The sequence below is a fragment of the Staphylococcus sp. GDB9P120P genome (genome assembly GCF_017893435.1).
In the GTDB taxonomy this organism is placed as follows: domain Bacteria; phylum Bacillota; class Bacilli; order Staphylococcales; family Staphylococcaceae; genus Staphylococcus; species Staphylococcus cohnii.
In genome coordinates, this window is record NZ_JAESNB010000007.1 from 62,615 (window position 1) to 89,098 (window position 26,484).

The 26,484-nt window shown below is 34.4% G+C and carries 19 protein-coding genes and 1 pseudogene; 15 read left to right on the forward strand and 5 right to left on the reverse strand.

The window, feature by feature from the left end:
• Window positions 1-108 precede the first annotated feature (108 nt).
• The 9 genes from allC (at window position 109) to KA856_RS04995 (ending at window position 10,595) form a co-directional block, all read left to right on the forward strand.
• A complete protein-coding gene (gene allC, locus KA856_RS04955) occupies window positions 109-1,341 on the forward strand; it encodes an allantoate deiminase (RefSeq protein WP_210138537.1) in 1,233 nt (410 codons plus the stop codon).
• A 125-nt stretch (window positions 1,342-1,466) separates the two neighbouring features.
• Complete coding sequence (allE, locus tag KA856_RS04960) at window positions 1,467-2,255, forward strand: (S)-ureidoglycine aminohydrolase (RefSeq protein ID WP_107383764.1); 789 nt, start codon at window positions 1,467-1,469, stop codon at window positions 2,253-2,255.
• Between the two features lie 15 nt (window positions 2,256-2,270).
• Entirely contained in the window at window positions 2,271-3,302 is a 1,032-nt protein-coding gene (gene allD, locus KA856_RS04965) for an ureidoglycolate dehydrogenase (RefSeq protein ID WP_107385672.1), read from the forward strand.
• A gap of 156 nt (window positions 3,303-3,458) precedes the next feature.
• Window positions 3,459-4,508 carry an ureidoglycolate dehydrogenase gene (allD, locus tag KA856_RS04970; protein WP_107385673.1) on the forward strand — a complete coding sequence of 350 codons (1,050 nt, stop codon included), beginning with the start codon at window positions 3,459-3,461 and terminating at the stop codon, window positions 4,506-4,508.
• 15 nt (window positions 4,509-4,523) lie between these two features.
• Window positions 4,524-6,284, forward strand: coding sequence for an acyl-CoA synthetase FdrA (locus KA856_RS04975; protein ID WP_107385674.1), 1,761 nt, complete (start codon window positions 4,524-4,526; stop codon window positions 6,282-6,284).
• A gap of 1 nt (window position 6,285) precedes the next feature.
• The gene (locus KA856_RS04980) at window positions 6,286-7,551 is read left to right on the forward strand and encodes a YlbE family protein (RefSeq protein WP_107385675.1); all 1,266 of its coding nucleotides are present in this window, start codon (window positions 6,286-6,288) and stop codon (window positions 7,549-7,551) included.
• A complete protein-coding gene (locus tag KA856_RS14045) occupies window positions 7,548-8,318 on the forward strand; it encodes an oxamate carbamoyltransferase subunit AllH family protein (protein ID WP_107383759.1) in 771 nt (256 codons plus the stop codon). Before KA856_RS04980 ends, KA856_RS14045 begins: the two co-directional genes overlap by 4 nt.
• Before the next feature lie 13 nt (window positions 8,319-8,331).
• Window positions 8,332-9,282, forward strand: a complete 951-nt coding sequence (arcC, locus tag KA856_RS04990; protein ID WP_210138538.1) for a carbamate kinase — start codon at window positions 8,332-8,334, stop codon at window positions 9,280-9,282.
• Between the two features lie 104 nt (window positions 9,283-9,386).
• A complete protein-coding gene (locus tag KA856_RS04995; protein ID WP_107385677.1) occupies window positions 9,387-10,595 on the forward strand; it encodes a CynX/NimT family MFS transporter in 1,209 nt (402 codons plus the stop codon).
• Window positions 10,596-10,705: 110 nt separating this feature from the next.
• Here the strand turns inward: KA856_RS04995 and KA856_RS05000 are convergent, their stop codons facing one another.
• Window positions 10,706-11,935: a pyridoxal-phosphate-dependent aminotransferase family protein gene (locus KA856_RS05000; protein ID WP_107383756.1), complete on the reverse strand. Its 1,230-nt coding sequence runs from the start codon at window positions 11,933-11,935 to the stop codon at window positions 10,706-10,708.
• Between the two features lie 454 nt (window positions 11,936-12,389).
• On the opposite strand from KA856_RS05000, the gene KA856_RS05005 reads away from it, so the two are divergent.
• Window positions 12,390-13,130 carry an alpha/beta hydrolase gene (locus tag KA856_RS05005; protein WP_107383755.1) on the forward strand — a complete coding sequence of 247 codons (741 nt, stop codon included), beginning with the start codon at window positions 12,390-12,392 and terminating at the stop codon, window positions 13,128-13,130.
• A gap of 77 nt (window positions 13,131-13,207) precedes the next feature.
• Here the strand turns inward: KA856_RS05005 and KA856_RS05010 are convergent, their stop codons facing one another.
• Window positions 13,208-13,579: an iron chaperone gene (locus KA856_RS05010; protein ID WP_107385678.1), complete on the reverse strand. Its 372-nt coding sequence runs from the start codon at window positions 13,577-13,579 to the stop codon at window positions 13,208-13,210.
• Window positions 13,580-13,842: 263 nt separating this feature from the next.
• Window positions 13,843-15,147, reverse strand: coding sequence for a branched-chain amino acid transport system II carrier protein (brnQ, locus tag KA856_RS05015; RefSeq protein WP_107385679.1), 1,305 nt, complete (start codon window positions 15,145-15,147; stop codon window positions 13,843-13,845).
• 279 nt (window positions 15,148-15,426) lie between these two features.
• Between brnQ and KA856_RS05020 the strand changes: the two genes are divergently transcribed.
• Window positions 15,427-16,755, forward strand: coding sequence for a sodium-dependent transporter (locus KA856_RS05020; protein ID WP_210138539.1), 1,329 nt, complete (start codon window positions 15,427-15,429; stop codon window positions 16,753-16,755).
• A 377-nt stretch (window positions 16,756-17,132) separates the two neighbouring features.
• Window positions 17,133-19,382, forward strand: a pseudogene (gene lip / locus KA856_RS14005) (YSIRK-targeted triacylglycerol lipase).
• 961 nt (window positions 19,383-20,343) lie between these two features.
• Here lip and ilvD read toward each other — a convergent pair.
• The gene (ilvD, locus tag KA856_RS05030; protein ID WP_107385681.1) at window positions 20,344-22,044 is read right to left on the reverse strand and encodes a dihydroxy-acid dehydratase; all 1,701 of its coding nucleotides are present in this window, start codon (window positions 22,042-22,044) and stop codon (window positions 20,344-20,346) included.
• A gap of 416 nt (window positions 22,045-22,460) precedes the next feature.
• On the opposite strand from ilvD, the gene KA856_RS05035 reads away from it, so the two are divergent.
• Window positions 22,461-23,240, forward strand: coding sequence for an arylamine N-acetyltransferase family protein (locus tag KA856_RS05035; RefSeq protein WP_107383749.1), 780 nt, complete (start codon window positions 22,461-22,463; stop codon window positions 23,238-23,240).
• Window positions 23,241-23,401: 161 nt separating this feature from the next.
• A complete protein-coding gene (locus KA856_RS05040) occupies window positions 23,402-24,367 on the forward strand; it encodes a LysM peptidoglycan-binding domain-containing protein (protein ID WP_107385682.1) in 966 nt (321 codons plus the stop codon).
• A 123-nt stretch (window positions 24,368-24,490) separates the two neighbouring features.
• On the opposite strand, the gene KA856_RS05045 is transcribed toward KA856_RS05040, so the two are convergent.
• A complete protein-coding gene (locus tag KA856_RS05045; RefSeq protein WP_107385683.1) occupies window positions 24,491-24,760 on the reverse strand; it encodes a hypothetical protein in 270 nt (89 codons plus the stop codon).
• Between the two features lie 167 nt (window positions 24,761-24,927).
• Here KA856_RS05045 and KA856_RS05050 point away from each other — a divergent pair, with 167 nt between their 5' ends.
• The gene (locus KA856_RS05050; RefSeq protein ID WP_107505264.1) at window positions 24,928-25,797 is read left to right on the forward strand and encodes a GNAT family N-acetyltransferase; all 870 of its coding nucleotides are present in this window, start codon (window positions 24,928-24,930) and stop codon (window positions 25,795-25,797) included.
• The last annotated feature ends 687 nt before the right edge of the window (window positions 25,798-26,484 follow it).

Below are 26,484 nucleotides of genomic sequence, written 5' to 3' on the forward strand. Positions count from 1 at the left end.
TTTGTATAAATCGAATAAAAGTAAAGTGCATTATTGTTAGAATTGTGAATGATAAGTAATATGTAAACGCTTATAATTGTATGTGAAATGAAAAAGGAGTTGAATTACATGGACATCCGATCTTCTTTTGAGGCTCTAGACAAAAAATTCACTGCGTTTGGCGGTTTGGCAGGTGGGGGCATTACGCGTCTACTTTATTCTAAAGAATGGTCAAATGCTGTTCAAGCGTTGAAAGAAACACTAGAAAAAGATGGATTTGAAACAGAATTCGATAGCATCGGCAACTTGAAAGGACGTATTGAAGGTAGCAAATACCCTGAAGAAACAATTATGTCCGGTTCTCATATTGACACAGTTGTTGAAGGTGGTCATTTAGATGGTCAATTTGGTGTGTTAGCAGCTGTCGTTGCGATGCAGTCACTTAAGGCTGAATATGGTCAACCATTGCGTTCATTAGAAATTTTAGCTTTAGCGGAAGAGGAAGGTAGCCGTTTCCCATTTGCTTTCTGGGGAAGCAAAAACTTCTTCAACTTAGCCGATAAAGCTGATGTAGATTCAATAGCTGATGGTGAGAGTGTTGCTTTTAAAGAAGCAATGCGTGAATGTGGTTTTGATTATCGAACAGCAGATAATGATTATAGCTACATAAAATCATTTATCGAAGTGCATATTGAACAGGGTAAAGTATTAGAAACTGAAAACAAATCAATTGGTGTCGTTAACGGTATCGTGGGTCAAAAGCGTTATACAATCAACTTAAAAGGTGAAGCAAACCATGCAGGTACAACACCGATGGGCTTGAGAAATGATGCAGTTGTAGCTTTCAGCAAAATTGCTAACCAATTAACAGATCGTGCGCGAGAAATAGGGGATCCATTAGTCATTACATTTGGCCGCGTAGATCCAGTGCCAAATACAGTTAATGTGGTTCCAGGAGAAGTTACGTTCTCTATTGATTGTCGTCATATTAATCAAGAAGAGTTAAATCAATTCGCAGAAGAAATTGATGCATGTATTAAACGTGTATCTGAAGAAGAAGGCGTTCAATGTGACATCGATCTATGGATGGATGAAGCACCAACATTGATGGATGAACGCTTGGTTAAAGAAGTCCAGAATGCTGCTGAAACTGTAGTGGGTGAATCAGAGTGGAAATTAATGCCTTCTGGTGCAGGTCACGATTCTCAAATTTTTGCTAAATATGTACCAACATCAATGTTGTTTGTACCATCCATTAACGGTGTGAGTCACAACGTTGAAGAAGAGACAAATGTAGAAGATTTAGTTAAAGGTATAGAAGTGTTAAAACAAGTATTATATAAACTTGCTTATAAAGAATAATACTTGGACATAGACAACTAGAACAACATCATTGAGCCATATAAATAAACATGGTTCAACAAACTTTTTATAGAGAAAAGCATAAAAGATTTTAAATACAGATAAAGAAAAGGAGCATTTTATTTATGGGTTATATTAATCATAATCAAGGATATAGAGAAGGTTTATTAGAAACACGTTCAGTAATTAAAAAAGATAATTACGCAGTCATCACACCAGACGGTTTAGTAAATAACGTTGTACCTGGTTTTGAAGATTGTGACGTAACGATTCTAGGTTCACCGAGACTTGGTGCACGCTTTGTAGACTACCTTGTAACATTGAAAAATCAAGGTGGTAATAGACAAGGATTTGGTGGAGATGGTGTTCAGACATTCATCTATGTTGAATACGGAAACATCAATGCGTATGCAGATGATAAAAAATATGAATTGAGCGCAGGTGGTTATTTATATGTACCATCTCATCAAGTAATGACATTTGAAAATAACAACCAAAATAATGACAGTCGCGTGTTCTTATATAAAAAACGTTACCAACCTTTAGAAGGTTATACGCCAGAAGTTGTAACTGGAAATGTTAATGATATGGTACAAGAACCATACGAAGGCATGGAAGAAGTGAAAATTCTTGATTTGCTACCAAAAGAATTAGCATATGATATGAACATTCACATCTTGTCATTTAAACCAGGTGCTTCACACGGTTATATTGAAACACACGTTCAAGAACATGGGGCTTATGTATTAAGTGGACGTGGCATGTACAACTTAGACAACGAATGGCAACCAGTTGATAAAGGTGATTACATCTTTATGGGTGCTTATGCACCACAAGCAACTTATGCTGTTGGTTTAGACGAACCATTCGCTTACATCTATTCCAAGGATGCAAATAGAGATATAGAAATTTAAGGAAGGTTGTTAGTCATGGAAGAGGGAGCATTAATATACGTCGAACGAGGTAAACTACGCCAATTATTTAAAGAGAAATTAACACATGCAGGTTTACCTGACGCGCAAGCTGAAAAAACAGCAGATCTCATGACATTTGCTGACGAGCGAGGCATTCATTCACATGGCTCAGTTCGAATGCAGTATTATGCAGAACGAATTGCTAAAAAAGGCTTTAATTTGGAACCAGATTTGAAATTTACGAAGACTGGTCCTTCAGCAGGCACATATTTCGGCGATAATGCTGTTGGCCATTATGTTGCATATCAAGCGATGGAAGAAGCGATTAATTTAGCAAAATCCAGTGGTATCGGCATGGTAGGTATTCAAGAGATGGGTCATAGTGGTGCCATTGGTTATTTTGCAGAACAAGCTGCAAAACAAGGCATGGTTGCATTAACAGTATGCCAATCTGACCCAATGGTCGTACCATTTGGTGGTACAGAGCCTTATTTTGGTACGAATCCAATCGCCTTTGCATCACCACAAAAAAATGGTGAGCCCATATTGTTTGATATGGCAACAACGGTACAAGCGTGGGGGAAAATATTAGATGCACGCTCAAAACACAAATCGATATCTAATACATGGGCAGTGGACAAACAGGGTGAACCTACTACAAATCCTTTTGAAGTAGCTGCTTTATTACCTGTAGCCGGACCAAAAGGTTACGGCTTGATGATGATGGTAGATATATTAGCAGGCAGCTTATTAGGTTTGCCATTTGGTAAGCATGTCACTTCGATGTATGAAGATTTAAGTCAATATCGTAGATTAGGACAATTTCATATCGTGATTAATCCAGCATATTTTGGTGATGAAACACAGTTTTTAACACAAGTTTCTGACATGGTAGATGAGTTACACGGTGTTAAACCAACCAAAGGTTTTGATCAAGTGTATTACCCAGGTGAGATTCAAGAAGAAGTTAAAAAACAATATGCAGAGCATGGTATTCCAGTTGCTCAAGAAATTTATGATTATTTAATATCTAATGACATATATTAGGAAGTAATAAAAAGAAGTGAACGAGATAATTTAATGTAATAAATGGTGACTTACGACATTTAGCATGGTGCGTCTTTAGTAACTTCTTTTTTTACTGCTTGAAAACACATTTTTTAGTGAAATAAAACACAATAATAGTAATAAGGAGGTTGTAATATGCGCGTTTCTAAAAATGATTTGTTTGATTTAATGAAAAATAAACTTGTTAAAGCTGGATTAAATGAAGATGCTGCAAAGGATGTCGCTGATGTTTTGACTTTTGCAGACCATCGCGGTATTCATTCTCATGGTGCAGTCAGAGTAGAATATTATGCGGAACGTATTGCTAAGGGAGGTATTACTGCTAACCCTGAGTATCAATTTGAGCAAACGGGTCCTTCGACAGGTGTTTTTGAAGGGGATAATGGCCCTGGACATCAAGCTGCAAAACAAGCAATGGAAAAAGCTATTGAAATGGCCAAAAAAAATGGCGTGGCGGTTGTAGGTGTGAAACATATTTCTCATAGTGGTGCCTTAGGTTATTTCGTGGAAATGGCATCTAAAGCAAATATGGTTGGTTTAAGTATGTGTCAATCTGATCCAATGGTTGTACCTTTTGGTGGTACAGAGCCTTATTTCGGTACAAACCCAATTGCATTTAGTGCACCGTCAAATGATGAGCGTATCATTACATTTGATATGGCTACAACAGTACAAGCGTGGGGGAAAGTACTTGATGCTAGAGCTAAACATCAATCTATTCCAGATACATGGGCAGTAGATGCAAATGGTGAGCCAACAACAAATGCTAGAGATGTTCATGCACTTGTTCCAGTGGCGGGGCCGAAAGGTTACGGTTTGATGATGATGGTAGATATCTTGTCAGGAAGTCTGCTAGGTGTGCCACATGGTGTGCATGTTTCATCTATGTACAAAGATTTAACCAAAGGCCGTGATCTTGGACAATTACACATTGTCATTAACCCTGCATTCTTTACAGACTTAGATCAATTTAAATCACGTATTTCAACGATGTTGGATGAATTGAAAGCTCAACCAGCTGCTGAAGGATATGGAGAGATATTCTATCCAGGTGAACGTGGACGCTTACGTAGTGAAAAATACGATGAAAAAGGCATTGAAATTGTTGATGAAATTTACGATTACTTAGTGTCAGAAGACGTACACTTTGATCGTTATCACGGAAAAAATAGATTTGCAGAATAATAACGGAGGAATAGTATGTTATACACAATAATTAAAGAAAACACGTACCAAGATTCGATTGTCTTAATGTTATTATCGAATAAATTATCTGCTATTGATGGTGTGAACCAAGTATCTATTATGATGGGGACGCCTGCCAATAAAGATATTTTCAAATCATCAGGATTTGATACTGCAGAATTAGACAACGCTAAACCTAACGATATTGTAGTCATCATAGATACAGATGATGAATCAAAAGTTGATGAAGTTAATGAACAAGTAGATGCAGAACTTAAAGGTAAAGGTGAAGAGGATGACAAGTCTAAAAAACAAGACGAAGCTTCAAACTGGAATCGTGCTTTAGAGTTAGCAAACAATCCAAACTTGGCATTAATTTCAATCCCTGGTCAATATGCGGCAATGGAAGCTGAAACTGCTTTAAAAAATAATTTAAACGTATTTATGTTTAGTGATAACGTTGCTAAATCAGACGAAGTGCGTTTAAAACAAATGGCGCATGAAAAAGGATTATTAGTGATGGGACCTGACTGTGGTACAGGTATTATCCATAGCTTACCACTTGCTTTCACTAACACAGTGAACGAAGGTGACATTGGTGTTATTGGTGCTTCTGGTACAGGTATTCAAGAAGTGACAACAATCATTGACCGTGAAGGCAAAGGCGTGACTAACGCAATCGGTACTGGTGGACGTGACCTATCAACTGAAGTTGGTGCAATCACGATGTTAGATAGTATTAAAGCGTTAAATGCAGATCCTAAGGTTAAAGTCATTACTGTTATTTCTAAACCACCAGCTAAAGAAGTCGAAGAAACAGTATTAAATCTTCTACGTAATATTGAAAAACCTGTGGTTACCTTATTCTTAGGTTCTAAACCAACTTACACTGAAGAAAATATTTACCATGCATATACATTAGAAGAAGCGGCACGCGTATCTGTTCAATTGTCTAATGATGAAACGCCACAATTAAAACCAACATTTAAAGAAAATCTTGGTATTGAATTTGCTGACAATCAAGATGGCATCAAAGGATATTATTCAGGTGGTACTTTAGCTTCAGAAGCAGCTATGTTAGTTAAAGATACTTTAGGTGACGCTTCAGGCGAAGTAACACCAGAAGGTTTCTCATATAAAGGTGGAAACCATGAAATCATCGACTTGGGCGATGACATTTATACACAAGGTAGACCGCATCCAATGATTGATCCATCCAAACGTATTGAAATGTTAGAAACTTCTTCTGATGATCCGTCAACTGCTGTAATTATGTTAGATAATGTCATAGGTTATGGTAGTCATGATGATATGGCTAGCGAACTTGCACCAACAATCAAAACGATTTTAGAAAAAGTTAAAGCTAACGGTCGTTCATTAGCGGTTCTTGCTACAGTTGTTGGTACGCAACATGACCACCAGGGATATGATAGCCAAGTTAAAACGTTAACAGAAGCTGGCGCAATTGTTTGTGAAACAAACGATCAAATGGTGCGTACTGCACTTAACTTAGTTGGTAGCAATGTAGCTCAACCAAAATTAGCAACGAAATCATTTGATTCAGAACCGGTTGATTTAACTGTCGATGAAAAAGTAATGAATTTAATAAATATGAAGCCAAGTGTGATTAACATTGGATTGAAGAGCTTTACTGAAGCAATTCAAGCAAGTGATGCACCAGTCGTTCAATTCAACTGGCGCCCAATTGCAGGTGGAGATGAAAAATTAATGAAAGTACTGCAATTCTTAAACAATTATGAAGGAGAGACGGTATAAAATGGCTTATAAAACAATAGATGAAGCTAACCAAGCAGTCATTGATAAGATGATTGCAGCAGCACCATTTTTAGTAGATGTAGTGCCAGCCAAATCTAAAATTCCTGAACTCAAAGAAAATGTATTATTACATGCTGGTCCACCAATTAAATATGAAAATATGACAGATCCTATGCAAGGATCTTGTGTCGGTGCGATCCTTTTTGAAGGATGGGCAGATAATGAACAAGATGCACGTAAATTGTTAGAAGAAGGTCAAATTACTTTCATCCCTTGTCACCATGTTAATGCAGTTGGTCCAATGGGTGGTATTACTTCAGCTAACATGCCTGTACTTGTTGTGGAAAACAGAGAGACAGGTAACGAAGCATATTGCCAAATGAACGAAGGTATCGGCGCAGTATTACGTTTCGGTGCTTATAATGATACAGTAGTTAATCGTTTACACTGGATGAAAGATGTTTTAGGACCAGTATTAAGCAAAGCATTACACAAAATGAACGATGGCTTAAATGTTAATGTATTAATCGCTAAAGCAATTGCAATGGGTGATGAATTCCACCAACGTAATATTGCAGCTTCATTAGCTTTCTTAAAAGAAGTTACGCCTATCATCTCCTCATTAGACGATGTTGAAGCAGAAAAACGTACTGAGGTGTTACAATTCTTAGCTGATACAGATCAATTCTTCTTAAACGTAGCGATGGCTACAGGTAAAGCGATGATGGATGCCGCACGTACAATCGAACACGGTACAGTTGTAACAGCTATGTGTCGTAACGGTGAAAACTTCGGTATTCGCATCGCTGGTATGGGTGATGAATGGTTTACTGCACCAGTCAATACGCCTCATGGCTTATTCTTCACAGGCTATTCTGCTGAAGATGCTAATACTGATATCGGTGACTCTGCCATCACTGAAACAATCGGTGTTGGTGGTATGGCAATGATCGCTGCGCCAGCAGTAACTAGATTCGTTGGTACTGGTGGCTTTGATGATGCATTAGATATCAGTAATGAAATGACTGAAATTTGTATCGGTGAGAATCCAAACTTTGCTATTCCTACGTGGAACTTCAAAGGTGCTTGCTTAGGCATTGATGCACGTAAAGTCGTTGAAACAGGTATTACTCCAGTTATTAATACAGGTATTGCACATAAAATTGCTGGTTATGGTCAAATTGGTGCAGGTACAGTTCACCCACCGATTGAATGTTTCGAAAAAGCAATTACTGCATATGCAGAGAAATTAGGCTTTAAAGCGTGATTTTCCACGCAACAGCTATAGGCAATATTGCCAAGGAAATATTAGCAAATCATCAAACTTTTTATGTGCATAGCATATTTAATAAAGGATTCAATATTGTTAACGATGCGCAAGAACTTATATTTATAGGTACCGATGAAAATGGCATGTTTCCATTTGGTATATTAATAGACCAACAGACGAAACGTAGTTTGTTAAATGAGATTTCCTTAAACCAACAAATCACTATAGGTCCTAACACTATTTATATGAGTAAAACATGCCAACTTGTGTGGCATGTTGCATCATTGCCATTTAAAGACTTCGCTGAAAAGGTAAATAATAATGAACTAAAGCAAAATATATCGACATATGACTTTACGATGTACGATGAAGGTGACTTTGACCGCCAAACAATGAGCCGAATTATACATGCACTTAAATATGAAGATGTTGAAACCGTAGAACAATATTACCGCTACCTAATTGGTAGAGGACAAGGGCTTACGCCTTCTGGTGATGACATTCTAACTGGTATGTTGTTTATTCATTTTACTGATCCATATATTAGAAAACCAAATTTAGAAAAATTAAAATACCTACTTAATGAACCATTAACAACACTAGTAGGAGAAACCTTTTTAAAATGCGCACAACAAGGGTTGTTTAGTTCGAAAATATCAGAGTTACAACATGAACCGTCACTGGCAAACATTGATCGACTGCTTAAAGTAGGTTCGTCATCAGGAAGAGACACAGTATATGGCATGTTTGTAGCATTAACTTGAAGGAGTGAAACGTATGAGTAAGCGTGTTGTACTTGCTTTAGGTGGTAACGCTATTTTACAACCTAAACAAGAAGCGTCATACGACAATCAATATAAAAATGTGTTTGCTGCTACACGTAAAATGGCAGAGTTGAAAAAAATTGGACATAACGTTGTCATTACACATGGTAATGGACCACAAGTCGGAAATATTATTGCACAAAATGAAGCAGCAAAAGACGTTGTTGATCCACTTCCAATTAACGCTTGTAATGCTGAATCGCAAGGTTTCATCGGTTATATGATGGAAGAATCTTTGAAAAACCATTTGCATGCGTTAGACATCCAAAGTGATGTGGTAACATTATTAACAATGGTAGAAGTGGATAAAGATGATAAAGCATTTGATAATCCAACAAAACCGATTGGCGTATTTTTTGACGAAATTGAAGCAAAACGCCTAGAAGAAACGCATGGTTTTGTGATGGTAGAAGATGCAGGTAGAGGTTACCGTCGTGTTGTTCCTTCACCAGAACCACTCGTGATTCACGGCGTAAATCAAATCAAAGCATTGATTGACCAAGCAATCGTTATTTCGTCTGGTGGCGGTGGTATACGAGTTTACCGTGATGAAAATGGAAGTATTCAAGGTGTTGAAGCGGTTATTGATAAAGACCGCTCTGGTTTGAAACTTGCTCAACAAGTTGAAGCAGATACATTCATGATGTTAACAGACGTCTCAAATGTTTGTGTGAACTTTGGTAAACCGAACGAAGAGAAATTAGCAACGATTTCAGTTGACCAAGCAAAAGCTTATGTTGCAGAAGGACAATTCCCTGCAGGAAGTATGTTACCTAAGATTGAAGCTGCGATTCAATTTGCTGAAATGGGTAAAGAAGCGATTATCTGTTCATTAGATGATGCAGTCGAAGCATTAGAGGGTAAAGCAGGTACACGTATTTTATTAAATGTTGATCAATCATAGATGAGTTCCTTAGAATCAATTATTTGCGAATCGTTCAAATGGCTTTCATTTGTTCGATTCGTTGTATTATTATATTAAAAGACTTGGAAGAAAGGTGGTATAAGATGACTGAACCCTATCGCATACATAGAATCAAAGAAAATTGGGGCGTAATTTTGGCAATTGTGTTTATTGCTTCTACCTTACGTGCACCACTCACATCAGTAGGGCCTGTAGTTGATGAGATTAAGCATGTAATGGAAATTAATAACAGTGTTGCTGGCATCTTAACTACTATACCGCTCATTATTTTTGCGATTGTTTCTCCATTAGTATCGAGAGTAACATCACGTATAACAATGTCTCGTACAATTTTGTACTCCACAATATTACTGATTATTGGATTGTACTTGCGTGTAGCTGGAGATTTTAGTTTATTCATTATAGGTACATTAGTATTAGGGATAGCAATTGCATTTGGTAACGTTGTATTACCAAGTTATGTGAAATGGTATTTCCCGATGCAAATTGGTATAGCTACTGGTATTTATAGCGGGACTATGAACTTTACAGCAGGCTTAGGTGGTGGGTTGAGTTTCCCATTATCTCAAACGCCGCTTGGTTTTAGGTTGTCATTGTCATTTTGGATTATTCTAGGGATTATCGCAATTATTTTATGGATACCGAAAGCACGTAAAGGTGCAAAATTAGAAAAACAAACAATTGATGAAACACAAGTCAAACATCACAAGAAAGTTAATATTGTCAAATCTAAATTAGCTTGGATGGTGGCTTTGACGATGGGCTTCCAATCCATGGTGTTCTATACCGTTGTAGCATGGGTACCATCGATATTAGTGGATAGAGGTGTGGATCCATCTACAGCAGGCTATTTATTAATGCTCAATCAATTTTCTCAAGTACCTATGACATTTTCATTTCCAATAATAGCATCTAAATTGAAAGACCAACGAATATTGGTCGTTATTATCACAATCTTATTCTTGACTGGTTTTGGCTTGTTCTTTACACAGTCATTAGTATTACTTGTTATCGGTATGGTCATTGCTGGTTTAGCAATGGGCGCATGTTTTAGTTTATGTATGACATTCTTTTCCATTCGCGCACGGACAAGTGATGGTAGTATTTCGTTATCAGGGTTTGGCCAATCAGTAGGCTATTTAATCGCAGCAATTGGACCATTTTTAATTGGATACTTACATGATTACACGGGAAATTGGATATCAGGTATTATTGCATTATTGTTAATGTCATTACTATTCTTTATTTTTGGTTACCCAGCAGCTAAAAATAGAGTTGTAGAAGATGAATAGTAGAAAAGACTTAAATTTAAAAAGTAAAATTAAAAAAGGTACGACACCAACGGTTTAGGTTTGGAGTTGTACCTTTTTGATTTATCTAATTAAAAGATGTGTTAAAAAGTTTATGATATTTCATTGTTATCATAGTGATCCACAAGTGTTTTAATCGCAGTTTCTAGATCAAGGTTTTTTATGTGACCTTGGGAAATAAGGTGAGTTGCAAATGCAGCTAAAAACGTTAAGATGTTTTGTTTTTGGACAGCATAACCCATGATTCCGATTCTCCATATTTTACCTTTTAACTCTCCAAAGGAACCTGCAATTTCTATGCCATAATTTTTTAATAAACCATCTCTGAATGCTATATCATCTATACCATCAGGGATATTAACGCATATCACCATTTTCATTTCGTTTGATTCATCGCCATAAATTTCTAGCCCTAGTGCTTTCAAGGCTGATTTTAAACCTTCTTGATGGAATGTATGACGTTGAGCACGTGCTTTTAGACCTTCAGATAGTGCTAACCTTAGACCAGTATGAAGCGCATATATTGAAGTTGTTGCTTCAGTGTGATGATTTAAACGTTTTGGACTCCAATAGTCTTGTAACTGTGTTAAATCTAAATAATTGCTTCTGATAAAATGATTTTGTTCCGTTGTTTCAGTAGAACGAATACCAAGTTCTACACGTTTGCGCGCATTGATGGCATCACTAAATCTATCATTGAAAGTGATTGGGGTAATACCTGAAGGAATAGATAAACATTTTTGAGCGCCACCAATGACTGCGTCTAATTCCCATTCATCTACTGGGATAACCATCCCTTGGTATGTGGCAACAGCATCTACAACAGAATATATCCCTCTTTCTTTACATGCACGACCAAGTTGATCAATTGGTTGCAATCTACCAGTCGACGTTTCACCGTGGACAATAGCAAGTACTTTCGGTTGATATTGATCTAGGGCTTCAATGATTTCTGACTGTTCAAACACCTCTCCCATTGGCTTATAAATGCTGTGGACGATACCACCAGCACGCGTAACCAGTTCAGCGAATAAATAGCCAAAACGTCCAATGACTGGAACTAAAACATCATCACCAGGCTTAACAATACTAGATATTACAGCTTCTAAGCCAGCACGACTTGTGCCATCAATAGGAAATGACCACTGGTTTTTTGTTAAAAATGATTTGCGAATTAGCTCCATCGTTTGATTCATAATGTCTACAAATTCATAGTCAAATTGACCTAAGATAGAGTTTGACATTGCTTGTGAAACGCGGGGGTCTACGCTAACAGGGCCGGGTGTCATAATTAATCTTTTGTTGATTTTTAAATCATCCATATTTATTACCTCGTTTTCTTTAAATTCCTTCATTATATATTATACTTTATTAAAGCTGATATATATTCGTCAAAATCGATAATTATTTAACGATAATTTATCTGAATATTACAAAAATAAAGAAATTTAATAGAAATTATCTTATATACTTGCATGTAGATAAAATGAATTTCCATAACTTCATTATTTATAAATGTTTGAAAGAAGATACATAAAATTGTACACTATATAAGCATGCCAAGGGCATGCACACACTATGGGTCGCTGTGAGCATGCGCTTAGGCATGTTTCCAGACTTCCTCATAGAAGCAAGCTACTTCCTTTAAGGAAGTGGCTTGTATTTTTTTACGATAATCACTTGAACGGTCTTGGTTTTTTATTAATCATATCTCTTTGTATCGTAACGATTTTCTATTACAATGTTTATGGATGTTAAAAGTTGGAGTGACAATGGATGATAAATGTAAAAGAACCTAATCCAATATTTTTGGAAAATGAATCTTCTGAACGTGCTGTATTGTTATTACATTCGTTTACAGGGACGATCAGAGATGTGAAATTATTAGCAACAAAATTAAATAAAGCGGGTTTTACCTGTTATGTTCCTGCTTATAAAGGACATGGTTTATTACTCGAATCATTGATGGCTTATGACGCAGAGGATTGGTGGCAAGATGCGTTAGAAGGGTATCAATTTTTAGAAGATAAGGGCTATTCGAATATAAGTGTATGTGGCATATCTTTAGGTGGTATTTTGTCTTTAAAATTGGCAGAAGAAAAACAAGTTAGTTCTGTTGCAGTCATGTCGACACCATTTAGTAAAGATGATGCAGGACTTGCGAGCAGGCTGGAATTTTATGGCGGACGCATGGGTAATTTAGTAGGTTTGTCTCAAGAAACAATTCAACAACAAATTGACCAAATTGAAACCTATACCACTGGGTTTGATAAATTCAAACAACTTGTTGATAATGTGATGGCGAATTTAAACCGGATTTCTGCTCCTATCGCTATAAAATTTGGCGAACAGGATGAAAAAGCTTATGAAGTTAGTGCAAATTATATTTATGATCAAATTGCACATGAGGATAAAGAAATTCAAGGTTATGCTACCTGTAAACATTTAATGACGTATGGTGAAGGTCATTTAGAAGTAGAACAAGATATTATCGCGTTTTTTGAAGATTATACATAAGCCATGAAAATATTAAAAAGGATGGTTTCTACTAAATGGAGTAGAAGTCATCCTTTTTTGTTTCAATATATTTAAAATTAAGTTCTCCAAAATGTTGTACAATCCGCTTTGTCTTCGATATTGAATTGAATAATGGACTTCAATAATGCATAGTTAACGTCTTGAGTCCATTTAATACGAAATAAATTATTGGTTTGCGAATATCCAGCTGCTTCAATTTGTTCCGTAAATTCAGCCATTCCTTTAGCTTCGGGTGCTACTGAGAAATGCTGTTTGGACTTACTAAAGGCGATTATAAACGTACCGTGATGCGTGTACATCGGTTGATTCCATTTTACAGTTGTTTCGAGTTCAGGAAAAGTTTCAGAAATCCAATTAAAGATAGCTTCCATCGTGGCTGTTTGTTTGTCATTTTCCAGTGACTGTAAAAAGTCATTAAATTCAGTCATACAATATCTCCATCCTTAAAGTGTGAATTTTATTATATAGCGTAAGCGTATTATATCAATTACATGCAAATATATCACTTTATAGGCGAGTGAATTTAATCTAAATTTCCAATTTGAGTGTATAAACAGTTTATGATAATTTCAGAAATCCCTTTTGGCATTTTGCTATTTTACATATAAAAAATACACCCCATATTTGAAGGGATGTATTGATGAGAATAGATATGTGTTGGCATATCGTTTGATTAACAGTACGCACTAACTTAAGTCATTTCAGTTTGCGATTTAGCGTAAAAGAAATCGATAATGATACCGATTAGCAGACATACCATAAATGGTATCAACCATGCTAGTTGGATATTCGCTAATGGGAAATGCGCATATACAACATTAAGTACTTTAATTAAATTAAAATCATTTAATATTTGTAATAAAGAAATAATCAATGTTGCAATCGTTGGTATGATAAAGCTATATTTCATTTCAAATGAGATAAATATACTCAATAACGAAATAAGCACTAATACGATAGATGTTGGATAAATAAATGTAAGTAATGGTACAGCAATTTCCAAAATAAGCTCTAATCCTAATGTAGAAACAATAAAACCTAATATTGAAAAGATAAGTACAAATAATTTATAAGAAATTTTTGGTAATTTTTTCATTGCAAATGCTGAGCAAGCATTCACAAGTCCAATACATGTTGTTAAACAAGCTAATATCACAATTATCCCAAAAATTAAGTTTCCTAAAGCACCAAACACACGTAATGAGTTAAAAGTTAAAATATCTGTGCCATCTTTAAAGCCTGTCTGATCGGTTGTTGCGCCAACATAGGCTAAAGCAAAATAAATGATAAATAACAGTACAGCCGAAATAAAACCAGCTTTCACAACATTTTTAACTAATAATTTTGGATCATTAACACCATGTAATTTAAAACTTTGTACAATTACTACTGAAAAAGCGAGTGCAGCAACGAGATCCATTGTGAAATAACCTTCTAAGATACCTGACACAAGTGGAGTTTGCGCAAAGTCGCCACCAGCTTTACCAATTGAACCTTCAGGATTGATAATCACTAAAATACATAAAATAGCGATAATGCATATTAAAATAGGTGTTAGGTATTTACCTAAATTATCTATGATTCGATTTGGATAAAGTGCAATCAAGTAAACAACTAAGAAAAAGACTGCTGAAAATATAATTAAAGTTAATTGATTATGTACAGGTAAAACATTTTTTGTACCAATTTCATAAGCGACATTTGCAGCACGTGGAATCCCGTATAATGCGCCAATAGACGCGTAAATACAGATTGCAAAAATCGTACCGAATACTGGATGGACTTTGTTACCAATACTTTCAACGCCACCATTCATATAAGCTACTACGATGACTGTTAAATATGGCAATAAAATACCGGTGATTGAAAATCCTATCATTGAAACCCACATATTTTCTTGAGCTGTATATCCTAACATAGGTGGAAATATTAGATTTCCGGCTCCAAAGAAAAATGAGAATAACATAAGACCGGAAATCAGTATGAGTCTATTCATTTTAATACCTCTATTATTTTTAAAGTTATTTGTTGCAAAACATACATTAATATAACACAAAAGTTATATGAATTCAATGAAATTTCAGAAAATTAAACCATGTAAGATGTTTAATTAAATTGATTTATTAATGTCATAATAGTAAAGAAAACTGTAATATCAAGTGTTTTAAACAATTAACTATTGAGCTCAATTCAAAAAAATGTTATAGTAGTTTTCTATGTTACATGAACGCTTTAACGTAATGAAGAATAATAGGGTGTAAAGGATGTATGAACGATGCACAATGAATCACAATGGAAGTCCTCGCTCGGTTTCATATTGGCAAGTGCTGGATCCGCAATAGGACTAGGCGCAATGTGGAAATTCCCATATATGGCAGGTATATATGGTGGTGGTGCTTTCTTATTAATGTTTTTAATATTCACACTGCTTGTAGGATTGCCATTATTAATGATGGAATTTACAGTAGGTAAAATGGGCAAAACGTATACTACTAAAATATATGAAAAATTAACAAATAAAAAATGGTTAAATATTATAGGTTGGAATGGTAATTTAGCTGTATTTATCTTATTTGGATTTTATAGTGTTATCGGTGGTTGGATTATCATATATATATTCAATGTATTACTTCAAATATTCTCGCTTAATGGTGATAAATTAGGCCACATAGTATTTGAATCAATTATTAGTAATCCATGGTTGACCATTACAGGTCAAGGAATATTCATCTTGTTAACGATGTTCATCGTAATGATGGGGGTTGAAAAAGGATTAGAAAAAGCATCTAAATTTATGATGCCGTTACTATTTATCTTCCTTATTATTATTGTTTTTAAATCGTTATCTTTAGATGGATCATTTGAAGGTTTGAAATATATATTACAACCACGAATAGAAGATATTTCAATAGAGGGTATTTTATTTGCCCTAGGCCAATCATTTTTCACACTTTCATTAGGAACAACAGGTATGATTACATATGCTAGTTATGCACCTAAAGAAATGACGATTAAAACTTCGGCTGTTTCGATTGTAGCGATGAATATTCTAGTATCTGTGTTGGCAGGTTTAGCAATATTCCCTGCGATTTCAGCTTTTGGCTATAGTCCGACTGAAGGTCCAGGTTTACTATTTAAAGTGTTACCAAAAGTATTTGATCAAATGGCATATGGTCCAGGTTTCTATTTTATTTTCTTAATATTATTTTTATTTGCAGCACTTACTTCTTCAATTTCGTTACTTGAACTCAATGTGTCCAACTTTACTAAAAATGATAATTCGAAACGTAAATCTGTATCGTTTTATATAAGTATCCTTGTTTTTATCATAAGTATTCCCGCAACACTGTCTTTTGGAAGCTTAAGTCATATAAAATTTGCAGCAGGAACTATTTTTGATAATATGGATTTTTTAGTTTCTAATATTTTAATGCCGTTAGGTGCGTTAGGAACAACACTTGTTGTAGGACAATTGCTCGATAAACAAGCATTAAAAGAACATTTTGGAAAAGATAAATTAAGATTGTTTATACCTTGGTATTATCTCATCAAATTTATCTTGCCAATCGTTATTATATTAATATTTGTCGTCCAATTTTTATAGAAATTAAATAACATTAATCATTCACCCCTTATCATATCAATGTAAAAATTGGTTGTTGATAAGGGGTTTTTTAAATAATTTGTAAAGTATAAATTAAGTTATTATATTTTTATTTATATTGTTGACTATTTTTTATTTGTTTAGTAAAGTCAAATTAAATTATTTATTTAAAAAAATTGTTGTGTTGTATCAATTGTTTTAAATAGATAATTTAATTTTTATAATTATTTGAAAACGTTTTCTGAAAGGAGTGGTAGTTTATGAAAGAGATTTTTGGTAAATTTTTCGAATTAGTGCCACGTTTTATTTTAAATTTATTCATTTAGCAAAAGAAAGTTTGTTATTTATTAAATTCTATTAACCAAGAGGTGTCTAGTATGGAACAGAAAAAAAACAAATATAGTATTCGTAAATTCACTTTTGGCGCATCATCTATATTGATTGGCTCTTTACTATTTATAGGTGTAGACAGTGCGCAAGCTGCAGAAACAGAAAAACAAACAAGTGAAATGAACTATCAAGACATTGGGGAAAAAGTTGGGGAAACAAATAGTGATAACGCTACTGGGGATAGTGGTGTACCGGTTAATAAGAATGATAAACAAACTTCAGATAATCAAAGCTTACATAATGATAGATTTACGACTGAAGCAGAAAACGAAAATAATTAAAAATTAGACGTAGAAAATAATAATAACCAAACAAAAAACGAGGGATCAGAAGAAGTAGATCCAGAATACAACGAGCAAGACAAAACAAAAGATGAAACATCAAAAGAAGTAGATCCAGAATACAACGAGCAAGACAAAGCGAAAAATGAGACATCAGAAGAAGTAGATCCAGAATACAACGAGCAAGACAAAGCGAAAAATGAGACATCAGAAGAAGTAAATCCAGAATACAACGAGCAAGACAAAGCGAAAAATGAGACATCAGAAGAAGTAGACCCAGAATACAATGAGCAAGACAAAACAAAGGATGAAACATCAGAAGAAGTAGATCCAGAATACAATGAACAAGATAAAGCGAAAAATGAGACATCAAAAGAAGTAGATCCAGAATACAACGAGCAAGACAAAGCGAAAAATGAGACATCAGAAGAAGTAGATCCGGAATACAATGAACAAGATAAAGCGAAAAATGAGACATCAAAAGAAGTAGATCCAGAATACAACGAGCAAGACAAAGCGAAAAATGAGACATCAGAAGAAGTAGATCCGGAATACAATGAGCAAGATAAAGCAAAAGAGATGAAAGTAAATGCAGATTCATCGCAATCAGAAGTTCAAAATGATGTTGAATTTGGACAATTGAAAAATGATGATTTAGTTAATGAAGATCGTCAAAGCAATCAAAAGAACAACGATCAAGATAAAAGTTTAGCTTTACTTAAGAAAAATGCTGTTGCTACAACAAATAATAAAGTGAATCAACAGAACGTTGAGAAAACTCAAACACAACCTACAAAAAAAGCGAAACAAAGTCAATATAAAAACCAAGATCCCATTATCTTAGTGCATGGTTTTAATGGTTTTACAGATGATATTAAACCATCTGTTTTACCTCATTATTGGGGTGGAGACAAATTAAATATTCAACAAGACTTAGAACAAAAGGGTTACAATGCATATGAAGCAAGTATTGGTGCATTAAGTAGTAATCATGATAGAGCAGTTGAATTATATTATTACATTAAAGGCGGCACAGTAGATTACGGTGCTGCACATGCTGAAAAATATGGACATGACCGTTATGGTAAGACATATGAAGGTGTATATAAAGATTGGCAACCAGGTCAAAAAGTTCATTTAGTTGGTCATAGCATGGGTGGACAAACCATTAGACAACTAGAAGAATATTTACGTAATGGTGATCCAGAAGAAATAGAATATCAAAAACAACATGGTGGCGATATATCTCCAGTATTTCAAGGTAATAACGATAATATGATTAGTTCAATTACTACCTTAGCAACACCTCATAATGGTACACATGCAGCTGATCAACTAGGTAATGAAACGCTTATCAGACAAGTTGCATTTGATTATGCGAAACTAAAAGGTAATAAAAATTCTAAAGTTAGCTTTGGCTTGGAGCAATGGGGTTTAAAACAAAAAGACGATGAAACATATAATCAATATGTTGAACGATTGAAAGATAGTAAATTATGGACGACAGATGATAATGGATTTTACGATTTAACAAGAGCAGGCGCAACTGAATTAAATAAAAAAACATCGTTAAATCCAAATATAGTTTATAAAACATATACTGGAGAATCTACAAGAGATGGTTTATTTGGTAGACAAAAATCAGATATTAACATGTATTTACCTATGGGAATAACAGGTAATGTGATTGGAAAAGCTCCGGAAAAAGAGTGGCGTGTCAATGATGGACTTGTTTCAACAATTTCAGCATTACATCCATTTAATCAAGCATATGTAGCAGCATCGAATCAGGTTCAAAAAGGTGTTTGGCAAGTAACACCAATTATGCACGATTGGGATCATGCAGATTTTGTTGGCCAAGATAGTAATGATACGAAGCGTTCACAAGCAGAGTTAAGCCAATTTTATGAAGGCATTGCCTCGGATTTAGTAAGAACTGAAAGTGCTGAAGCATAGTTAAAACGCTACGATTATATTTTATGAAGGTGAGGGAAAATGATGAGTGGAGACTTTTTTGATTTAGTAGGTTCATTATTCAATATATTGAAAACTTTATTTTCGTAAGTAATCAGAAATTGATAAACAAGACAATAACGTTTAACTATTAATATATACTGAGTATGGTTTAAGCCAATTCAGAGCGAGGATAATTAATCAAAAGTTACACTTTGATTTTATCTTCGCTCATTTTTAGTTGAGTAAAATGCAGTGTGTTCTATTTTCTTGAAAACAATATTTGTCTAACGAAGAAGGATGAAATGTGAATGATATGATTGAAAAGGCGAAGAAAGTGAAACAAGATGCTAAATTTGGATGGGAATAATATCAATGAATCGTAATGTGCAGCTATTGATTATGTTGTATGTCAAAAAGAGACTGATACATGTTGTATCAGTCTCTTTAAAGAGGTTAGAAATTATTTGCCTGTGAATAAACCAACGATTTTTTTGATGATATCAATGATAAAGTCCATGTCCTTCACCTCGCTTTAATTTGTTAACTTCACTATAAAAGAATTGTGCTAAATTTTGTTTAAAATTCCCTAAATAGTAATAAATTATTCCAAAATGGAAATTAATAAAAAAATATAACAATAGCGCATTCAAAAGTGTATGAAAAGTGGTTACATAATCATTTAAATTATAGAATTTTGCTTTCAAAGAAAAGTAACAGTTTCATTAATACAAAATTTCCGTAGAAACAAAGCAAACGTCAATTTCTATAAAATTCTATAGAAACTGACGTTTATTCATTAATTAAAGCTATTGTTGTTATAGATACACATATTTTAAAGTATTACTCCATAAAATTTGTTTGAGACTGGTAAATTTTAAAAATCTAAATAGTTGTATAAAAGTGGCAAAGTGAATGAATTCAAATAGATTTTATATTAAACAACTTAAACGAATGTTACTCATTAGTCAGTGATTGCGCCTTTTGAAGCAGATGATACGAGTTTGGCATATTTTGCTAATGTACCACGTGTTTCTTTTAATGGCGGGGCTTGCCATGCATTACGACGACGTTCTAACTCTTCATCAGAAATATCAAAACTAATTTCTAAATTTTCAGCATCAATAGTAATGATGTCGTCTTCTTGAAGTAATGCCATTGGTCCACCTGCTTGAGATTCTGGAGCGGCATGACCTACTACTAGACCATGTGAACCACCTGAAAAACGTCCATCTGTTAACAATGCAACAGATTCACCTAATCCTTTTCCTACCAAAATAGAAGAAGCTGATAGCATTTCTGGCATACCAGGCGCTCCTTTTGGTCCAGCATAGCGAATCACCACGACATCTCCAGGTTGAATATCGTCATTGAGTATTGCTTTTGTCGCTGCAGGTTCTGAATCAAAAACTTTCGCAGGTCCTTTAATATAAGTAACACTTAAGCCTGAAATTTTTGCTACTGCGCCCTCAGGTGCTAGATTACCTTTTAAAATAACAAGTGGACCTGTAGGATGTTTAGGCTGATCAAAATTAATGATTGTTTTATCATCAGAAAGACTTGGTTGTTGAGCTAAGTTTTCTGCAACGGTTTTACCAGTAACTGTTAAACAGTCACCATGGATTAATCCTTTTTCATGTAATAGTTTCATTACGCCTGGCACGCCACCGACTTCATCAAGATGTGCCATTACGTATTTGCCGCTAGGTCTTAAATCTGCAATATGCGGTACGCGTTTACGTATTTTTTCAAAATCATCAAGTGTTAAATCTACATCAATTGTATGCGCAATAGCTAGTAAATGTAAGATTGCATTTGTAGAGCCGCCTAACGCCATGACAACAGTAATCGCATTTTCAAATGCTTCTTTGGTCATGATATCTTTAGGATATATACCTTGCTCTAATAAATGATAAACAGCTTTGCCCGCTGCGCGACTATCTTTTGATTTGTTTGTTGATACAGCTGGGTGGGAAGCGCTTCCAGGCAAACTCATTCCCATAGCTTCAATAGCAGAGGACATTGTATTAGCAGTAAACATCCCACCACAAGCTCCGGCACCGGGGCAAGCAGAGCACTCTACTTTATGTAATGCTTCTTTATCTATTTCTCCATTGTTGTATTGTCCAACACCTTCAAAAGCAGATACAGCATCCAAATCTTTGCCATTCAATTTCCCAGGTAATATAGTCCCGCCATATACAAAGACAGCTGGTAAATTAAGACGAGCGATACCAATCATACAACCTGGCATGTTTTTGTCACAGCCACCGATTGCTACAACACCATCTAAATTTTCAGCACTGACTACGGACTCAATTGAATCAGCAATGATTTCACGGCTTGGTAGTGAGAAGCGCATACCGTCAGTGCCCATGGAAATACCATCTGAAACTGTAATCGTATTAAAAATCAATGGTGAACCTCCAGCTTCGCTTATACCGCGTTTAGATGCACGAGCGAGACCGTCGATGTGCATATTACATGGTGTAACTTCACTCCATGTACTAGCAACGCCAATCATAGGTTTTTCAAAATCTTCGTCTTCAAAACCAAGTGCACGTAAATAAGATCGGTTAGGTGTACGGCTTACACCTTCACTAATCACTTTGCTGCGGATTCGTAAATCGTTTGGTTTTTGATTTTGCGACTGTTCCTTGCTCAAATAATCCCCTCCAAAATAAAAAATCACATTATATTAAGAATAATCTGAAAATTTTAAAATAATAAGTACCTGATGTCATGACACCTAAGTGTTCGTACATTTCACTGAATCGTAAAGTGACTTCGATACTTTTGAAATATAGTAAATTAGCTATACAAATGTATAGGTATACACAATATCTATTTATTTAATTGATGTCAATATCAAAAGATTGTCTATAATCATTATTACCCTTTATCATATAAATTAACAGAACATGTTTAAGAAATTCTTGCATAACTTAAAATAGTTATATTTTTATTGTTTAAAGTGAATGAACGAGGTTGATCAGTTATAAGTTGTCACTGACAATTGCGCTAATGCATCGTGATGCGTATAGGACTTATTTTACAGCTATAGAGAAATGGAGGAGTTATATGACTGATTTTGAAATATTAGAAAATTATTTAGCGATAGATACACATACATATCATGACAATCATTTAGAAACATTGAACTATTATATTGAAAAGTATGTATTGAACGTTCCATTTGAAAATATTAATGTGCAGAATGGACAACCTATTGCTTTAGATAATCCATCAATGATAGATAAAATTGTAAACGAACATAGAGGGGGCTATTGTTATGAACAAAACAGATTGTTTTGCGCATATTTAACAAGTAAAGGGTATAACGTGTATATGGTATCTGCGACAATTTATAATGGCTCAGGTTGGGCCATGGAAGGGTCGCATATGGCATTAATCGTTACATTAAATCAGAAAAAATACTTAGTTGATGTCGGTTATGCGGATATACCTAAAGCAGCCATGCCAATCACACATGATGAGGAAATTGTTTATGATGTAAACGGTGAGTTTAAAGTAAGTAAAATAAGTGACAATACATTTGAAATGAAGAAGAAAGTTGATCATAAATGGCAGACGCAATATCAATATAGGGATGAACCTAAGGTGTTGTCAGATTTTGAACAAGGCATAGCGTTTAATCAAAATAATGAAGCATCCATTTTTGTTCAACAACTTTTAATTAGTAAAGCAACGACTTTCGGTAGAGTAACGATGTCGAACAATCATTTAACAATTACTGATCATGGTCAAAAAGAAAAGAAAAATATAACATCTGAAAACTATAAATATTTTTTGCATCGCTATTTTGGTATTAAAGATATAAATATAAAAACTTTTGACTGAAATATACAGTATTCAACGTTATGTTTCATTGAAATAACAAAAGGTTTACTTTGTAATAATAATGTCATATAAATTATATACAAAAGTATTAAATTAAATTGTATAATAGTAAACGTGATGGAAACGAAATGTATCGGATTTATATTGGGAGGTTTACATAAGTGCATAAAAAAATAATAGCAACTGTAATTGGGACAAGTGCGCTAGCAGCTATTAATTCTGCAAATGCAGATGCAGCTACAACTTACAAAGTCAAAAGTGGCGATTCTCTTTGGTCAATAGCGAATAAATATAATATTTCAATAGCAAAATTGAAATCATTAAACAATTTAACATCGAATGTGATTTTTCCAAATCAAACATTGAAAGTATCAGGGACTACAAGTTCAAGAACTTCAACAAGCAGCTCAAGTGCGACAACGTATACAGTGAAATCGGGTGATTCATTGTCATCAATTGCAGCTAAGCATGGGACGACATACCAAAAAATTATGAGTTTAAATGGACTCTCTAATTTTACAATTTATCCAGGACAGAAATTAAAAGTATCTGGCTCAACTTCAACAGGTGGTTCAACTACATCTGGTAAAACGACAACATATACAGTGAAATCAGGCGATTCATTATCTGCGATTGCTGCTAAATATGGGACGACATATCAAAAAATCATGAGCTTGAATGGTCTTAAAAATTTCAATATTTATCCAGGGCAAAAATTAAAAGTATCTGGTTCAGCATCATCAGGTGGCTCAACAGGTTCAACAGGTTCAACTGGTTATAAAACGCCAGTATTTAACCATTCAAATTTGTATGACTGGGGTCAGTGTACATGGCATGTCTTTAATAAGCGTGCTCAAATTGGGAAAGGTATTAGTACTTATTGGTGGAATGCTAATAATTGGGACAATGCCGCACCAGGAGATGGATACACAGTAGATCATAGAGCTACTGTAGGGTCAATCTTACAAAGTGATCTTGGATATTATGGACACGTAGCATTTGTGGAGTCTGTCAATTCAAATGGTAGCATTACTGTTTCTGAAATGAACTACAGTGCTTCGCCTGGAATCGCGACATATAGAACGATTCCAGCATCGCAAGTGAGTTCATATAAATATATCCATTAAGCGTGCCTAAGGCAAAAATATCTTTGACTAACGCATAAACGTCAATTTCTATTAAATCATATAGAAATTGACGTTTATTTTGCTTTTATGAAATTTTATAGCTCGTTGCTAGACGTTTCATGTTTATGGTTCCTGACGTAATGATTTTATACGCTTGGCAGTTGAGAATAACGTACTTGCCAAAGTGAATGTTGAAAATATTTTAGCAAACTTTTTTGGTGATTTTAAGGCAGTATAGAAATCTAAGACTGCACCTACACTTGTAATAGCCATACTTGTGTAAAGTAATTTTTTATTTTTTGATTGATATGCATACCAATTAAAACCTTCTATGGCAATGCCTATGAAGTTAATTGTATTTGAAATGCGATTAATTTTTGTTTTTTTAGCCATGAATGAAATCCTCCATTTTATAAAATCCGCTTTATTATTATAACATTAATTAGATTAAACTCTATTGTGAGAGAGAAAAAAACAAAATGTGTTCAAGGGATGGATTATGATAACATAAGCGTTGAAAGTATAAAAATAGTTTGCTTTGGGGAGTGGAGATGATAGTTATGATTAGATGTGTATGCTTGGTAGTTGAATTAGACGACAAATTATTATTGGTGCAGGCTAGAAACAGAAAAAAATACTATTTTCCTGGTGGAAAAATAGATCAAGGAGAGTCTCTAAAACAAGCTTTGCGAAGAGAATTACAAGAAGAATTACAGTTGGATATTTCGGAACAAACTTTTAAATATTTAGGTACTGTTGTTGGAGATGCTTATCCTCAAAAAAATACTAAGACGGAGTTGAATTGTTTTTCAACATCTTTAGATATTGATTGGTCATCGGTTAAACCAGCACAAGAAATTACTGATATAAAATGGATCACAAAAAATGAAACGGAAAAAATTGCGCCCGCTGTGCTTACATGGATTAAATATGCTAAACAACAAAGTGAGTCATCTAAACCAGTGAAATTAAGCCCGTATCACGCATCGTTATATGCTGATTTAGTGAATTTTACGCTGTCGACAGAAGACCGGAAATTCACCAAAACCCCTTTAGAAAATATTGATTTGGCCAATCGAGATCAAGAACGTCACCCTACATTAGTGTATGATGGCAAGGGGCAGTGTGTTGGCTTTTTTACGTTACATGAAGGTGAAGGAGTCAAACCTTATTCTGCAAATGCAAACGCAATATTTTTCAGATCCTTTAGTGTAGATAGTCACTATAGAGGCTTCGGTTATGGTAAAAAAGTGATGTGTATTTTACCTCAATATGTCAAACAGTATTATCCCACAATCAATGAAATTTATTTAGCGGTAAATACAGACAACCATTTGGCAATGAAACTTTATAGTCAAAGTGATTATGAAATTGTAGGCGAAACGTTATTAGAAAATAAACCTGTATACATAATGAAGCAAAGTTGTTGAAATCAATGATTGCGTCGTTAAAGCTAACAAAGTTTGTTAGCTTTAATGGCGCTTTTTTTGCGTGAAGTGAACTTGATGAAAGTGGTTGTGCAATAGAAGTATCAGCTGAAAATACATATAAGCATAAATAAAATAAATATAATGAAAGTCTATGATTTTAAAAGAAAATCAAAAATATATTAGAATTATTTAAATTCAAATGAATCAATTATGTTTGTTTAAATATGAAAATCTGTTATGGTTGGATATTAAATGTTAAATATATAAATAATAAAAAAATTAAGGATATGATTATTTTGAATGTATAAGTTATTAAACTGAGTTGTTGATGCATTGATTGGATTGAATAGGCAATGAGGATAGAAAATTTTTATTTGAACCATTGATGTGCAGTTTGGTTTATGAAAATAATTTTTGAATCGTTAAGAATGGCTTTTGCAGGTACTTCGCATATGAGATTGTACGTAGAGCTTAATAGATATTATGGTTGAAAGTATTTTATTAATGTTATCTGCTGTAATGAGTTTGGATGATACTTTGTAAAAGTTTAATTTTTGAAACTTTAGCATGCCATAAATAGTAGAATTATTTCATTTTTAATAATCATTAATCTTAAGTTGAAAAATAAATATCAGCTTTGGCACTTCACATTTGATGTGGGGTGTTTTTCTATGTGTGTCGGAAGCA